9 protein-coding genes and 1 other RNA gene are annotated in these 16042 nt (G+C 34.4%); 4 read left to right on the top strand and 6 right to left on the bottom strand.

The window, feature by feature from the left end; translation table 11 throughout:
• Position 1: 1 nt before the first annotated feature.
• The 3 genes from KM029_RS04850 to KM029_RS04860 all read right to left on the bottom strand — a co-directional run bounded on the left by KM029_RS04850 (position 2) and on the right by KM029_RS04860 (position 5719).
• Positions 2-553, bottom strand: coding sequence for a hypothetical protein (locus tag KM029_RS04850; RefSeq protein WP_144075640.1), 552 nt, complete (start codon positions 551-553; stop codon positions 2-4).
• A 184-nt stretch (positions 554-737) separates the two neighbouring features.
• Positions 738-2615: a SusD/RagB family nutrient-binding outer membrane lipoprotein gene (locus KM029_RS04855; protein ID WP_144075641.1), complete on the bottom strand. Its 1878-nt coding sequence runs from the start codon at positions 2613-2615 to the stop codon at positions 738-740.
• 11 nt (positions 2616-2626) lie between these two features.
• Positions 2627-5719, bottom strand: coding sequence for a SusC/RagA family TonB-linked outer membrane protein (locus tag KM029_RS04860; protein WP_144075642.1), 3093 nt, complete (start codon positions 5717-5719; stop codon positions 2627-2629).
• 715 nt (positions 5720-6434) lie between these two features.
• On the opposite strand from KM029_RS04860, the gene KM029_RS04865 reads away from it, so the two are divergent.
• Together KM029_RS04865 and KM029_RS04870 are read left to right on the top strand one after the other, a co-directional pair.
• Positions 6435-9521, top strand: coding sequence for a SusC/RagA family TonB-linked outer membrane protein (locus KM029_RS04865; RefSeq protein ID WP_144075643.1), 3087 nt, complete (start codon positions 6435-6437; stop codon positions 9519-9521).
• Positions 9522-9597: 76 nt separating this feature from the next.
• Complete coding sequence (locus tag KM029_RS04870; protein ID WP_144075644.1) at positions 9598-11511, top strand: SusD/RagB family nutrient-binding outer membrane lipoprotein; 1914 nt, start codon at positions 9598-9600, stop codon at positions 11509-11511.
• 85 nt (positions 11512-11596) lie between these two features.
• Here the strand turns inward: KM029_RS04870 and KM029_RS04875 are convergent, their stop codons facing one another.
• Positions 11597-13231 (bottom strand): hypothetical protein, encoded by a 1635-nt coding sequence (locus KM029_RS04875; protein ID WP_144075645.1) that lies wholly within the window; start codon positions 13229-13231, stop codon positions 11597-11599.
• Between the two features lie 224 nt (positions 13232-13455).
• On the opposite strand from KM029_RS04875, the gene ssrA reads away from it, so the two are divergent.
• Positions 13456-13865: a transfer-messenger RNA gene (gene ssrA, locus KM029_RS04880) on the top strand.
• A gap of 191 nt (positions 13866-14056) precedes the next feature.
• Here ssrA and KM029_RS04885 read toward each other — a convergent pair.
• On the bottom strand, positions 14057-14533 hold the full coding sequence (locus KM029_RS04885) for a hypothetical protein (protein ID WP_144075646.1): 477 nt from the start codon (positions 14531-14533) through the stop codon (positions 14057-14059).
• Here KM029_RS04885 and KM029_RS04890 point away from each other — a divergent pair.
• On the top strand, positions 14517-14678 hold the full coding sequence (locus tag KM029_RS04890; RefSeq protein ID WP_158631161.1) for a hypothetical protein: 162 nt from the start codon (positions 14517-14519) through the stop codon (positions 14676-14678). The genes KM029_RS04885 and KM029_RS04890 overlap by 17 nt on opposite strands.
• 118 nt (positions 14679-14796) lie before the next feature.
• On the opposite strand, the gene KM029_RS04895 is transcribed toward KM029_RS04890, so the two are convergent.
• Positions 14797-15864 (bottom strand): Fic family protein, encoded by a 1068-nt coding sequence (locus KM029_RS04895; RefSeq protein ID WP_144075647.1) that lies wholly within the window; start codon positions 15862-15864, stop codon positions 14797-14799.
• Between the last annotated feature and the right edge of the window lie 178 nt (positions 15865-16042).

Raw genomic sequence — 16042 nt, forward strand, 5'->3', positions numbered from 1 at the left:
TTTACTGCACTTTATCCATCCAAAATTCTAAATGAAATTTATAAGTTACACCCTCAGCTCTTTCACTTCTATCGTAGTAGCAAAATAATCTATCGGGCTCATCATCATAAATGCGGACTCTAAATCTGATATTGTCAACTACAAAAACGGCCAATTGATAATTTTTACTGCTTGTATTTTGAACATTAGATTCTCTATACCCCCACTCCGATTCGTGAAGTCCTTCTGTAAATAATTGGTATTCATCTACACTAAAATATCTGTAAATATGTCCTTTATCCAAGGCTTGGTTTGTTTCCCAATTTACAATACCATTCAATTGCGCAGAAACTAGATATTCTACAGCTACCTCTCCGGGCCCATAACTCATACTAGATGAGATATCTCTAGTAGTTGGGTCAAAGTTAGTAGTGTAAGTGACATTAGAAATACTCCAATTAGAACTACTTATAATATTGGTATTCTTAAGTTCTAATATTGAAGGATCTGAATAAGTCTCACACGATAATAAGAAAGCAGTACAAGCAACTAAAAGATATGATAGTAATTTCATGATAATAATTAATTCTAGGTTTTAATCATTTTACAAAAAAAACGCTTGAATTGTTTATAATTTACAGATTAATACTACGTTTTCTTATTTTCTGACAATCAATTAATTATTAATATTTTCACCACAAAAAAAGGCTACTCTTCTACTCAAGAGTAACCTTCTTTCATTTAAAAGAAATCTATTATTATCTAAAGCTCATCCATTGGTAAGCAGAAATAAAATCTGATGAAGGATTACCACCTTCTTGATTAGAAACTGCCTTACTCACATTCGTTGGATTTACAGTAAATTCTCTGTTTGGATAAGGGAAACGAGAAGGTCTTATACCATTTGTAATACCGCCTGTATGTAATTCTACAGAAACTGTTCCTGTTGGTGTTGCTGTCTCATCTGTAATAGGGTCTTTATCGTACACAGGTAGGGTAATATTTTTATTCTCACCATTCATATTTGCAGGTACAATTGATGGCAAGTGCGTTCTATTCCAAATGGCAAAGGCATTATAACCATTACCAATTTGAGACAACCAGTGCTGATAAATTATATCTTCTAATTTATTTGCTGAGCTAGAATAAGCATTCACCTCTTGTGTGATGTATTCCTCTACCGCTACATCCCATAAATAACCTGGCTCTGTTTGTTCTTTATAGAGGTTAACAAAAGCTGTCACATAATCTTGACCTGCGTAAAATTGAGGATATTTTTTAATGGCTTGCTCTACTCCCATTCTATAATGATCTACAGAACTTGCTCCAATCCAACCTCTTTCTGCTGCCTCTGCAATCATAAAATGAACTTCATCAGAACCCATTATCATTGAAGGCGACGTTGCGTTTAAAATTGTATTAGGATTTACTGCCACTAACTGTGCATATTGCCCACCATCTTGGAAAGAATATCCCATATTGTTGATATAATTTCCATTATCATCTCTCGATTGTATAGTAAATGCAGAATACATTACTTGATCGTCTTTTGTATACACACCTCTATTACCGTCTGGTCTATCTCCAGAACTAGCACCTCTGTAATGAATTCTCTTAAATTCTGTCCCATTAGAATCGTCATAAGCAAACGGATCATAGTTGGTATACGCAGATACATCTGTAAATGCTGCAGTAGAAGAACCAGTATTATCTATATGTGAAGCCACCCAAAATAAACGCGGATCCTTTCTTTCTTGCATAGATTTTAAAGAAATATCTGAGAAGAAATGGTAAGAAACACCACCTACTCTACCTTCGTTGGCAGCACCAGAACCATTTACTGTTTGTCCCCAAGGTCCACCAGATTCATTATGACCTAAAACTGCAGATTCTGCTAAAGTACTGATATACCCAGCTGAATTTGAATATGCTTCGTTAAAGATCTCTTTACCTTTATTTGGATCAGCACTCGACATAAAAATACCGATTTTCATAAGCAACGAGTTCGCTAACTTTGCCCAGCTTGCTGCATCTCCATTGTAGTAAAAATCTTCATTATACGTTGAGCCATCATTGATCTGATCTCTTGCTACTTTGAGCTCAGAAACCATTTGCTCAAAAATAAATTCTTGATTGTCATATTCTGGGTAAAGTATCCCCTGAGAATACCCTTTCCCTGCCTGAGAATAAGGAACATCTCCATACATCATGGTTGCTCTTAGGTAGTTGACTACTTTGGTAATAGCAATTTGCCCTAACTTGGCATTATTTTCTGTACCGTTCACTTCCATATCCTTACTAACTCTCACTTGAATATCATCGATATTTTTAGCAATATCGTTGTATATTAAGCTAAAAGTAGCTTCAGTATAAGCATCACTTCTATTAAAACCTGCACCTGTTGTGTATTGTGGGTTCATAGAAATTCCAGACATTGGGCCAGCCATAATCAAGTTACCTCTATACCCTTCGTGTCCGCTAGAAAATAATTTAGCTTGTATAAACGTAAACTGATACTTTGGATCCATATCTCCACTTGTATAATCGTTATCGTTCATTTCTTCAAAACCTCTCGTACAAGCCGAAGCGAGTAAGATCGATCCTGCTAATGCTGTATATTTTAATAATTTTTTCATTGTTGTCTAGATTAGAAGTTAGCGTTTAATTTAAAACCGAAAGTTCTAGGTAAAGGCATGTTAAACATCTCAATACCCTGACCGTTGCCACTCGTAAATGACGCTTCTGGATCGATGTTATCTGCACTTCTCCATAAGTACCCTAAATTATTACCGTAAGCAGTTACAGAAAGGTTTCTAAATGGCGTTTTATCTAACGATTTTGCGGGTAACCTGTAAGAAATAGATACTTCTCTTAGTTTAATAAATGAAGCATCATATACAAATTGTTCATCTATCTGAGATACTCTTCTATAATATTGCTCAGGATCAACAGATCCCGTATAAGGAGTACCGTCAGTTGTTACTAAATTACCAGGGTTCCAACTTCCACCATTATAATAGTCATCTCTACCCACAAGTGTTTCTTCATGTTTACCATTATTGTACATTGATGCATTTGTCTGAGAGTAGATATCACCTCCAAATTTACCATCAATTAATACCGATAAAGAGATGTTCTTGTAAGAGAATGTGTTTCTCCATCCACCCATCCAAGGTTGAATAGAATTACCAATCTCACTCACGTCATCTGATACTAATGGCAAACCATTTTCATCTACCACAACATTTCCTGCTCCATCTCTTTCGTAAGTCTTACCCATAATTACACCATAAGACTCTCCAGGAATTGCCTGAACAGATACAGAACCCGATGTTGGCATCAATAAGTAAGATTCCACACCTTCTGTTAAAGAAACTACTTCGTTTTGGTTATAAGCAGCAGTTACCATCATATCCCAACGGAAATTATCTGTTTGAACAGGAGAGAAATTGATCATCATCTCTACACCTTGGTTTTGAATTTCACCCGCATTAATTAATGCTTGGCTATAACCAGAACCATGCGATACATCTACTCCAAGAATCTGATTTGTAGCACTTTGTTTGTAGTAAGCAATATCAAACCCGATTTTATTATCAAATAATCTTAAGTCTAAACCAAATTCGTAAGAACTAGACATAGATGGCTGTAAATTGTAGTTAGGAATTGTAGAGCCTTCTATGCCACCCATATTCCATCCCATACCAGGGTATCCACCTTGGTTACCATCAACATTGTATTGTATATAAAGGCTGTAAGGGTCTGTATCCGAACCTACTTGCGCCCAAGATGCTCTTAACTTACCAAATGATAACCATTCTGGAGTATTCCAATCCATATCAGAGAATACCCAAGAACCACTAATAGATGGGTAGAAGTAAGAATTATTACCCATTGGCAAAGTTGATGACCAGTCGTTACGACCAGATACATCTAAGAATAGAAAGCCTTTATAACCAACAGATGCCGTAGCATATACAGAACTAATTGCTCTTTCATATCTACTTAACGACAAAAAGCGATCTGAACCTGCTGCAGGGTGTTGCTGATCTGGAGATGTAAATCTAGAAGAACCTGCATCTGTCATATCATGTAATTGATACATGTACGATCCACCTGCTGTTGCATTAATATCAAAATTACCGAACTTCTTACTGTATTGTAATAAGAAATCCATGTTGTTTTCTGTTTGTAAGTTTGTACGTTCATAAGCACGTCCTTCTTCGTAGTAAGGAGTATATAACGGATCTAATGTATTCTGTCTAAAAGAAGTAACATCTGTACCACCTCTAACAATAAGATTTAAGCTCTCACTAAACTCATAATTTAAGCTTAACATACCTAACATTCTATCTTGTCTATCCTTATTAGATACCTCATTCATTGTCCAATACGGGTTTTCATTTTTATCGTTATACCCTATTGGTCTACCATTCGCATCTTTATAATTTTTCAACCAATCCATGCTTACAGTATTTGGAATACCCATTAATGCACGTTGGTAGTTGTAAATAGAACTACCCATAGACATTCTGTTACTTGCTTCAGTATGTGTATAGGTAACTCTTGAATCTAACGTTAATTTCTCGTTCATCAATTTTGTGCTTCCTCTAACGTTAAATGTATGTCTATCAAATGTTGAGTTTTCTACATTACCTGTATTCGACATATTAGAGTAAGAGAACCTTACGTTAGATGTCTCATTACCACCCGTTAAAGAAACACTATTATTAAATGTTACTCCATTACGGTAAAACTGATCATAAAGATCATAATGTTGTACCGTTCTTTCTACACCATCATAATAAGCGTCTGTTCGCATACCTGGAGTAATTTTCGGACCCCACATTCTATTTCCATCTGTAGAAGTTGGATCTGTAGGGAAAGCTCCCATTGTACCGTGTGCATATTGATTTTGCATTGTTGGTGTAATACCCACAACATCAATATTTACACCTGTAGAAAAATCTATACCTAAACCTTTTCTATCTGATCCTGATTTAGTTGTAATTAAAATAACGCCGTTAATAGCACGTGTACCGTACAATGCTGTTGCTGCCGGACCTTTAAGTACCGACATTCCTTCAATATCGTCTGGATTAATTGATGAAAGTCCATCACCTGTATCAATACCACCATTGTCTGCATCAGATGCATTATCAAAGTTTGAGTTACTCATTGGTACTCCATCTACAACATATAACGGTTGGTTACTACCTGCTAAAACTGCATTACCACGTATTACTACGTTAGAAGAAGAAGCTGGACCTGAAACTGGCGTGATTTGCACACCTGCAACTTTACCATTTAATGAGTTCATTAGATTGGCAGATGAATTTTCTCCTAAATCTTCTGATTTCACCTCAGAAACCGCATATCCCAAAGATCTTTCTTCTCTTTTAATACCCAATGCCGTTACAACAACTTCTTCAAGTTCTTCGGCATCTGTTTCTAATTTTACCTTTATGTTGTCGCTATTCGCGATATTCATATCAGTAGTTTTATAACCTATAAACGAAAAGGTAAGAACATCTTGGCCTGGATTAACTATAATTGAAAAATTACCATCAAAGTCGGTTACCGCGCCATTTGTCGTTCCTTTAATAACAACATTTACACCTGGTAATGGTGACTGATCGGATGCATCAATAATGTTACCCGTAATTGTTCTTTCTTGGGCGTGTAGATACCCTGCTGAAAGTATTAACATACTTGTCAACATCAAGAAAAGTTTATTCATGATTTAGTATAGATTAGTGTAGTAATTATAAAGTACGTAAAGGCGCTTCTGGCCTAATAAAAATGTTAGGTTAGGATTTAATTGGTTTCCTAAAATTTAACTTAAAGCAATAAAATGAGTTGTTGTAGTATCTATAATTAGTAACTCATTTGAAAAATAAACAGTAATTTCATTTCATATATTATTTTGTTAGATCATTGACAATATCACAAGCTCTTTTTAAGTGTCTTGTTTACATTACAATAGTAACTACACGCACAAAAACGCGCAAGTAAAATGATTTTTTTAAACATATTTGACCTATTATAACATAATTCATGTTAAAATCATTACTTAATTTTAATAAACAAGCATAAACAGGCAAAAACAACGGTTTAAAACATACTAATCAAGGTAAAAAACACTTTTCTAAAATTGACTTAAATAAAACTTACTTAAAAAGCTGTTTTTAAGTAGTTATTAATGTTATCGGACTTTATTTCACAGTTTGTAACAATGTTTTATTTTTTTAACACATACCTAAAACATGCGTAAATACGCACCTAAAACCACATAAATGCATGTTTATGCTGTTATTCACTCACGTTAACACCCAAAAACGCAACAGTTATTGTTTCGTGATTAATTCTTTGAATACATTTACGTCAGAAAAACACTTAATAATGTTTTAGAGCAAACAATAAAGCGAACATAAATTTTTAATACTACCTATCATATGTATAAATTCTTACGAGCTATTGTTAGTATACTTATTGTACTATCAACAACGTGCACAGTCTATGCACAAGAACAAACTATTAACGGAGTTATAAAAGACTCTATGACAGACGAACCTCTTATTGGTGCCTCTGTAAAAATTAAAGGAACAACACTTGGAACAATTACCGATTTTGATGGTAAATTCAAACTAGCAGCATCTCCTACTGCTGAATTGCAAATTTCTTACATTGGTTACGAAACTTTAGAAATTAACGTAAACAACCGTAGCTCAATTGAAATCAAACTTGCTTCTGACGCAACTGAAATGCAAGAGCTTGTTGTAGTTGGATTGGGTGTTGAACGTGATGAAAGATCATTGGGTTATGCCGTACAAGAAGTAAGTGGCGACGATTTAGGCGCTGTAACGGGTTCTTCTAACGTAATGAATAACCTAAGTGGTAAAGTTGCCGGTGTACAAATTAATCAAGTGGGTGGTTCTCCTGGTTCCTCTTCCAATGTTGTTATTCGTGGTAATGCAATGTTAGACGGTTCTAACCAACCGTTATATGTAATTGACGGTATCCCTATGAACAACAGTAACATTGCCAATGCAAACGATGCAGACAATGGCGGTGTGGATACTGGTGACGGTATGTCTGGTGTAAATGCAGAAGACATTGAAAGTATGTCGGTACTAAAAGGACCTGCTGCTACGGCAATTTATGGTTCTAGAGGTATTAATGGTGTAATCATGATTACTACAAAAAGTGGTAAAGGTGGTCAAAAAGGTTTAGGGGTTGATTTCTCTCACACATCTACGGTAAGTACTTTAGGTATCACTCCTGACAATCAAGAAACGTATGCACACGGTACCAACGGTAATTTTGCTTCTGATCCTCAAAGAGATTACGGCATGTGGGGACCAAAAGTAACACCAGGTATGACAACTGACGCATATTATGATGGAAAAGAAAGAACAGTTCAATTCTATGATAATTATGATGAATTCTTCAAACCTTCTTACACAGCCACTACCAACGTTTCTTTAACTAAAGTAACTGATGAAAGTTCGGTACGTTTCTCTTATTCGAACATGTCTAACAACGGTAATGTTGACAACCAAAGTTATGAAAGAAACACTTTTACATTAAGAGGAACTTCTGATTTATCAGACAAGTTACACCTTGATGCTAGAATGAACTACATTAAAGAAGATGCTTTAAACAGACCTTCTATGGGTAATAGTGTAAACAACTATATGGGTTACATGAACTCGATTCCTAATACGTACGATGTAAATTGGATGAAAGATTACAAAGATGAAGACGGAAGACCTGTTGGCTATAACACTATAAATGAAAACCCGTATTGGACAATGTATGAAACTAGTTTCGAAGATTCGAAAGATAGATTTATGGGGATGGCTTCTTTAACGTATGATTTCACAGACCATTTAAAATTACAAGGTAGAGCAGGTACAGATTATACTTCTTGGAGAGCAGAAGTTTTAGACCCTCTTTATACACCTTGGTATGAGTCTGGTAGAGCTTACGAAAGAACACAATTAGATAGAGAAGATAACTTTGATGGTTTACTTACCTACTCTAACCGTTTCGGAAAATGGGATGTTGTCGGTAACTTCGGTGCTTCTTACATGCACATTGAAAGAAAGTATACAGACACAGGTTCTTCTAACTTCTCAGATCCTTTACAACAAAATCCAATGTCTGGTTCTGACAGATTTGCAACTTACGATACTTATCAAAAAGCAATTGGTTCTGTATATGCAACTGCTTCTATTGGTTACGATGGGTATTTGTTCTTAGATGTTTCTGGTCGTAACGATTGGTCTTCTACACTTCCTTTAGATAACAACTCTTACTTCTATCCTTCTATTAGTGGTTCTTGGGTATTTTCTGATATGGATTGGGACACACCAGAATGGTTGACATTTGGTAAAATGAGAGCTTCTTGGGCGAAAGTTGGTTCGGATACAGACCCTTATATGTTACAACAATACTATCAAATTGATGGTCAATCTCAAGATGGATTACAAACGGGTAACATCTACGGTAACACAATTAACAACAGTGCTTTAAAACCATCTATGCAAACATCTTACGAGATCGGTATGAACTTAAGAATGTTTGATGATAAATTAAACCTTGATATGGCCTACTACAACTCTAGTTCTGTAGATCAAATCATGAAAGTAAGGATTCCTGAATCGTCTGGATATGAAGATGCGATTATTAATGCAGGTGAAATCATTAACAAAGGTGTAGAAATATCTTTAGGTTATGACATTCTTAGAAAGAAAGATTTAAACTGGCACACACAAGTAAACTTTGCGTATAACTACAACGAAGTGGTTTCTTTATCAGAAGGTGTAGATCAGTATCTAGTAGGTGAAGGTCCTGTAAATATTGTGGCTGCTCCTGGTCAGTCTTACGGTACAATTATGGGTTCTGCTTACAAAAGAGATAGCAATGGAAATATTATTGTAAACGAAGATGGTATTCCTCAGGTAGAAGATGGTTACCAACAAATTGGTAATGGTGTACAACCTTTCATGGTAGGTTGGGTAAACCAATTCCAGTACAAAAACATTACGTTTGGAATGGTTATCGATGCCAAGTTTGGTGGAGACATCTACTCTTCTACAAATGCTAATATGTACTCCAACGGTAAACATCAAGACACTGCAGATGGTAGAAATACAATGCACGAAACAGGCGTTTACAACCCTGGTAATTTAGTTTATGAAAATGGCGAGCCTTTTAATGGGTTTACAAACGACCAAGATTTACAAAACTACTACCAAGCAACCGCTGGTGTAGACGAAGAGCATGTATATGATGCTTCTTATATTAGAATTAGTGAAATTTCTATCGGGTACACTTTCCCTAAAACGATGGTTTCTAAAGCAAAAATGCAAAACCTTCAACTTTCGTTTGTGGCTTCTAACTTAGGTTACTTATGGAAAAGTACAGAAAACATTGACCCTGCCGCTAGTTTCTCTTACGGAAATGCACAAGGTATGGAAGTGGGTTCTTACCCTCTACCAAGAACATTTGGTTTAAAGCTTAACGCTAAATTTTAATTAAAAGAGATTATCCAGCCATTTGATGTAAGCAAATTACGTCTTTCATCAAATGGCCTAAAAAAAATAGATAAATATGAAAGCAAACAAATTTATTATCGGAGCAGTTTTAGCTGCAAGTATGTTTTCTTGTACAGATAAATTTGAGGAAATGAACAAAGATCCTTGGTCAGCAGACGAAATGGATCCGAAGTATCAATTCACTCACATCCAAAATAAACCTTATACAGATGGAGGTGAATCTTGGAGAACACAAATTATCATGACGGGGCCAATGTCTCAAGCAACAGGTAACCTTTATGCTGCTGGAGAATCGTTCAGTACATCGTACAAAGATTGGGCTTGGAACAACATTTATAAAGAAGTTCTAAAAAACGTAACGGATCTAGAATCAAAGCTCCCTGCTTCTAGTGCACAACTTGGCCAAGTAGAAATTACAAAGGTTATTGATATGATGAAGGTAGTTTCTATGTACGGTGACGTACCTTACACAGAAGCTGGTAAAGGATATGTTGAACACATTTTATACCCTAAATACGATGCTCAAGAGGTAGCTCTTGAAGCAATGATTACAGATCTGAAAAATGGTCGTGAATGGGTAACAAATGGGGAGACATTTACGGATGATTTCTATTACAGAGGTGTTGCTGGAGCATGGCAAAGATTAGCGAATTCTATGTTAATGAAAGTCGCTTTATACATGTCGGAAGGTAACCCTCAACGTGCAAAAGAAGTATTTGCTGAAGCATTTAATCACTCTGCCGGATACATTTCTAACGTTGCTGAAACGGCAAAATTAGAACACTCATTAAACGGTGGTGCTTGGGGACAACACATGAACGGTTGTGGTGCTGCAATGACTTCTCAAGTAGGTGGCTTTGCGTATGGATATATGAGTGAAACATCGCTTAAATCTATGCAATCAAGAAAAGATCCTCGTTTATTCTATGTAACTGGTGTACACGATTATACATCGTCTCCAAGTTCAATGATTATTCCTACAGCAGATTATAATCCATTTGAAATGGCTGAAGGCTGGGGTGAATCTGTAAAACCTGTTTCTTTGAGAGGAACAAGAATGGGTGATCAGGACGGACAAATTGCATTATTTGCCATTGCTGAAGATAACGATATTGAAAGCGCACAAATTATTAATGCAGACTACTTTGGTAGAATGATAAACGGAGCACCTGTAGCAATACCAAGTGAAAGACCATTTACAGAAGCTGGTGATAAATTCACATTGGCCTCTTTAAATAACATGACAATAATGAATCCTTTGTCTCCGACTATTATCATGAGTTCTGACGAAGTAAATTTCTTAATTGCTGAAGCTATTGAGAAAGGCTTAATTGGAGGTAATTCTTCTCAATATTTTGAAGCAGGAATGAGAGATGCTTTTGCAAAATACCCTACTTTCTTCCCTGGTCAAGATTATGTACAAGGAGCAATTGCTGCTTACAAAACAACTGATGAAGGAGCTGGTTATAACTATGAAGCAGCAAAAGAAGAATACATTACAAATGAGTTAGCGGCATTCACGTCTTCTGCAAATAAATTAGACAATATCATTTACCAAGCATGGGTTTCACAAATTGGTCATGGTGTAAATACATTTACACTTTGGAACAGAACGCACTTACCTTCTTTTGTAACACCTGTTTTAGATAAAAACGAGTACGAAACAATCGACATACCTGTATATACTACAGACCCTAGAGATGCCGTTGCAGAAGGAAAACCAGTACCAACGCCAATTGGTGTAAAAAATATTCCTTTCCATTCTCCTGGTAGCACTTCTTTTGTTCGTTCAAGAAGATTTGATTACCCTAATAACGAGATGTCTTCTAACGCTACAAATTACCAAGAAGCTGTAGAAAGACAACGTGGAGATGCTGGTTCTACAAATCAGTTTAATACAGTAGACCAATGGATTTCTTTCAAAGGAGTTTACTCCAACGCTAAAGGAATTGAGTTGATTAAAAAATAACTTTCCTCTACTTAAAGCAAAAGTAACAATTAACATTAGGTCACTCTGAATATTCAGAGTGACCTTTTTTATGCTCTTGACAATTTTAAAATGTAGGTGCCATTGAATGAATATGATTCATATTTTGTTGATGCATCATTTGCATGTGTTGTTGATGCATCAAGTTTTGCTGCATCATAAAACTATTATTATTTCCAAAAAACCAATACTGTCCTTTTATATTAAGTTGAAATGGCATTACAAATACAGAAGGTTTTTCTATTAATTTGTTCTTTAATTTAAACTTAAACTTCCCCTTTTCTCCTCCATTTAAAATATAGGCTTTAATGAACGTATCTACTTCTTCATCAAAGTTTTCATTTACTGCATTAAGGAACTCATAATTGATTATTTCCCCCTTATCATCTGTAAACATTTTCACTAACAATGGTTGATAAACAGCATTATTGATAAAAAAATCATCCTCAAAATGTTTATCAAAAAGCTTATTTATTTTCTTTGTTTTAACAGGGGTAAGAACATCTACCAGATAGGAATACTCTATATCACCTTTCTTGAATGTACTTTGAGTAATCAACCTACTCTTCACCACAATATTCTTTGTATTTCCATCATAAGGGTCTTCAACTGTTTTATCTAGATGTAAGATCTGTTTTTTAGAAAAATCATACTCACAAACAATTTTTTCATCATAAGCTGTTAATTGTCTTTCTACATAGTTAAATGAATAAAATAAAGAATCTCCCACATACACTTCACCACTTTTAGCTTCCCCTTCTTCATATACATTATTCATTACTTTCTTTCCATCCACAAATAGTGTAGTCGTCCCTTCTTTTTCTCCATTTACTTTGCTACTTAAGCCCACAGAATATACTTTTTGATGCTCTAAAGTGAAATACTCTTCTACATAATTATTCTCATTGATTGAAGTTATCAAAGAATAATATTGATATTCAGCAGGGTTAGTTGTTTTTCTATAAAACTTATCAAAATAAACTTTTTCATTATTTCCTAGCCTACTTGTTACGTAAGCTAAGTTGATTAGACCCCCAAGGTTTTTATCGTTCATTTTATAATTATCCTCATACTCTCCCACCAGAAAAGAGAAGTAGTTTACCCCTTTTGTATCAAGTTCACCACTACTTGTAATCACATTTGAATATTTAGAAAAAAACTTCTGAATCATTGGCTCTAAAGATTTTTTAGTAGGGTTTAATTCTTCCCAAAGATCCTCATCGTACCTTTTTGCAATATAAGTTTGGTGTAATACTGAACCATTGAAGTTCATATTATATATTTTTGCAAAAACGGTACTATCAAACTCAGCAATAAATTGCACATACGTTTTTCTATCACGAGTTCTCCCTCTGAAATGTATATTTTGAGCAACAAAAAAAGAATCTAATCCTATTTTCACACCTTTATATGTATCAGTAGGAATACTAGTAAAATATCCTTCTTTTGTTTTTACAGATAATTTGGCGTTTTCAAATTTCACCAAACGATGCTTTACAATAGCATTATTACCATAGAGAATTCCGGGAATATTACTCTCTAAACTTTTTGAAATACTCACACTTGGAGTAAAAGACATGGGATCATAATACCCATGAATAGGTGTTCCTCCTGCATCAAAGGCAAATCCAATTTTTTGTTGAGCATTGCAAAAAATAGACATGAAACACATCAAGATAGCACTACCAGTTAGTTTGTACATAATATATAATTGAAGATAAATTTATAGTCGAGTCAATTTATATATTCCCTAAACAAATACAAAGTAATACATTATATAACTACGTACAGACTATTAAATATATCTAAACCACTCATGTTCAACAACAAAAGAAATAAATGGATAATTTTAATAGAAATATTTCACTAAGCCATACAATTTCTCTACATTTGTAGTCCGCTTAAAAGAGAGCGGCCAGTTTACTTGGGGTCGACTGGTTTTGACAGGTTGAGATTTTGCTAGTGTAAGCATGCAGGCTCGTGGGATGAGAGCCTTGAAAGATAATTCCAAAATCTAGTTGGCAACAATTCGTTTGCTATGGCTGCCTAGTCTCCCTTAGGGTTGTAGACATATGGGCTTAAATGGAACTGACCTAACGGCGTTTCCGAGCTACATCGTCCTTTGCCTTGATCTTTGGGCGGAGATTTGACGGTGCCGAAATCATCGATCTAGCTTGATACCTGCTGTGGGTTGATAGCGAAGCTAAAGCAGATAAGGTAAAGTTTGAGGTTGTTTTCGCCTTGGCTTTTCTCGAAAATTTAAGTAAAACTAAGCATGTAGAAGGCTTGTCTTTGTCCTTCTCTGGACGAGGGTTCGACTCCCTCCGACTCCACAAAAAACCCTCTTTACGGTATAGTAAGGAGGGTTTTTCTGTTTTATGGGGATAACATTGGGGATAACATCTTTTAGTTGGAATATAAAAAAAGAAGTAAACTTGGATATCTATGGATACTCAGTTTACCTCTTTTTTTGTTTGTGGTGTAGAATATGTAGAGTTTGTAGAGTTTTAGATACTCTACTTGAATTTTACAAAAGACGAAATATATCTCCTTCAAAAATCTCTATTTCATCTAACATCTTTTCAAGATCCATATAATTTACCCCTTCAATTATTTTTAAATCTTGAGTAGTATCCATGAAAACTAACTGAATTTCTTTTAGAGTTTCCTCTCTTCCTTTTTCTTGGTTAAATAGATTGTTTTTCAACGATACTAAATCATTTGATATATTATATTCATTTCCTATTAATGCATAGCCTATTGTTTCTCCTGAAGGTAATGTTGCTTTTATTTGTACCTTATTCATACTCTTCAAAACCGTAAGTTGACTAAGATTATATCTCTTCTGTAAAAGTAAAGCAACTGTATTTTTCTTTGCTGATGCATCCATATTACTAAAAATCTTAGTAGTAATTCTTATTTCTTTCTCATCTCCAATACTATTGATAAGATCTTCAGACATTAACTGACTTTCTTTTACCTCTAATTTGGTTGATGGAAACATAGAAGAAGATGATAGTGGTCTTTCATATATGGAAATAGAGGGTTTTACACTTTGGCAATTCCTTGTCAATAACAATATAAAAGAAGAAGATAGATATTTTAATCAAAAAAGTGAAGATAAAGATATTGATCCTTTACCTTTCTAAATCTACCTTCCTATAGTTTTATAAAAAATCTTTTTTGTGCTTGATTAGCCTCTAACAAAATTACATAAAATAAATAATCTACAAATTCCACATATTCTACACCATCAAATTATGCAACTCATCTAGCAGTCAATAATTTAAACAGGCTATAATTAATAAAAAAGACCTGGTTACCCATTTTTTGTTTACTCAAGAGACCATCGGTTGCAAGTCTGTTAAGATAATTAGATGCAGTCACTCTAGATATTGATAATTCTTCCATTAAGAAATCTATCTTAGTATACGGGTGCTTAAACAGATTATTTAATAAATCCTGACTATAGAATTTATAATTTTCTCTTAATTGATATTTGAAACGCATCATCAATTCTTTCATCTCATGAATCAATGCTATTGTATCTCTAGATGTCTCCTCAACCCCTTTTATCATAAATAGCAACCATTGCTCCCATGCACCTTCATCTCTAATCCCTTGAAGTAATTGATAATACTCTTGTTTATTTTTAATGATGTAATTACTTAAATACAAAATTGGTAAATCCTGTAATCCTGCTAAAATTAAATACAGAATATTAATAATTCTTCCCGTTCTACCATTCCCATCATAAAATGAGTGAATACTCTCAAACTGAAAATGAATTAAAGCCATTTTTATTATAGGATCTAAATCTTCTAATTCAGGGATATTAATATATTTCTCCAAATTTGACATTAGATCTTCAATTTCATATTTATTCTGTGGAGGTGTATAAATTACTTCACCTGTTTTTGCATTCTTCAATGAAGTACCTGAAACACTTCGAAAACCAGCATTGTTTTTTTCCAACTCTTCTTGGATAGCTAAAATAGACTTGTTGGTTAGTAGATCTTCATTTTGAACTTTATAATACCCTTTCTTTAAGGCTGAAATATAATTTTGAACTTCTTTTGCTCCTAAAGAGGAAAGGTTTTCTAAATCAAGTGACGATTTATACAAATCATCATGAGTAGTGATAATATTTTCAATCTCAGAACTATCCTTGGCCTCTTGTAATGCTAATGTATTTATCAGAATTTCTTGATTGGGTATTGAGGAAGCAACACCTTTCAATTCAGCCAAAGCAAAATGAGCTCTTGGTAATGCTTTTAATACTTTTTTAGATTCAAGCTCTAATTCTTTATAAGGCAAATGTTCTAACTCCCACATATTTCTCGAAAAATCATCTCAAATTAAACATTCTATGTAAAGAAAATCAAGAAATCTTTACATACCTAATCTACTATGTAAAGAAAATCAAGAAACCTTTACATACTGATTTTAATACCTATTATTCTTAAAATAAATTGATATCTCTTAATCTAGAGAAGAACAATACTCTACAAAG

Origin of the sequence: Flammeovirga kamogawensis, assembly GCF_018736065.1 — a bacterium.
Classification (GTDB): Bacteria; Bacteroidota; Bacteroidia; order Cytophagales; family Flammeovirgaceae; genus Flammeovirga; species Flammeovirga kamogawensis.

Bases quoted from the DNA above. Each gene is read 5' to 3' on its own strand.
- KM029_RS04875 (WP_144075645.1), bottom strand. From the start codon at position 13,231: ATGTACAAACTAACTGGTAGTGCTATCTTGATGTGTTTCATGTCTATT.
- KM029_RS04895 (WP_144075647.1), bottom strand. From the start codon at position 15,864: ATGTGGGAGTTAGAACATTTGCCTTATAAAGAATTAGAGCTTGAATCT.
- KM029_RS04850 (WP_144075640.1), bottom strand. From the start codon at position 553: ATGAAATTACTATCATATCTTTTAGTTGCTTGTACTGCTTTCTTATTA.
- KM029_RS04870 (WP_144075644.1), top strand. From the start codon at position 9,598: ATGAAAGCAAACAAATTTATTATCGGAGCAGTTTTAGCTGCAAGTATG.
- KM029_RS04860 (WP_144075642.1), bottom strand. From the start codon at position 5,719: ATGAATAAACTTTTCTTGATGTTGACAAGTATGTTAATACTTTCAGCA.
- KM029_RS04855 (WP_144075641.1), bottom strand. From the start codon at position 2,615: ATGAAAAAATTATTAAAATATACAGCATTAGCAGGATCGATCTTACTC.
- KM029_RS04885 (WP_144075646.1), bottom strand. From the start codon at position 14,533: ATGTTTCCATCAACCAAATTAGAGGTAAAAGAAAGTCAGTTAATGTCT.
- KM029_RS04865 (WP_144075643.1), top strand. From the start codon at position 6,435: ATGTATAAATTCTTACGAGCTATTGTTAGTATACTTATTGTACTATCA.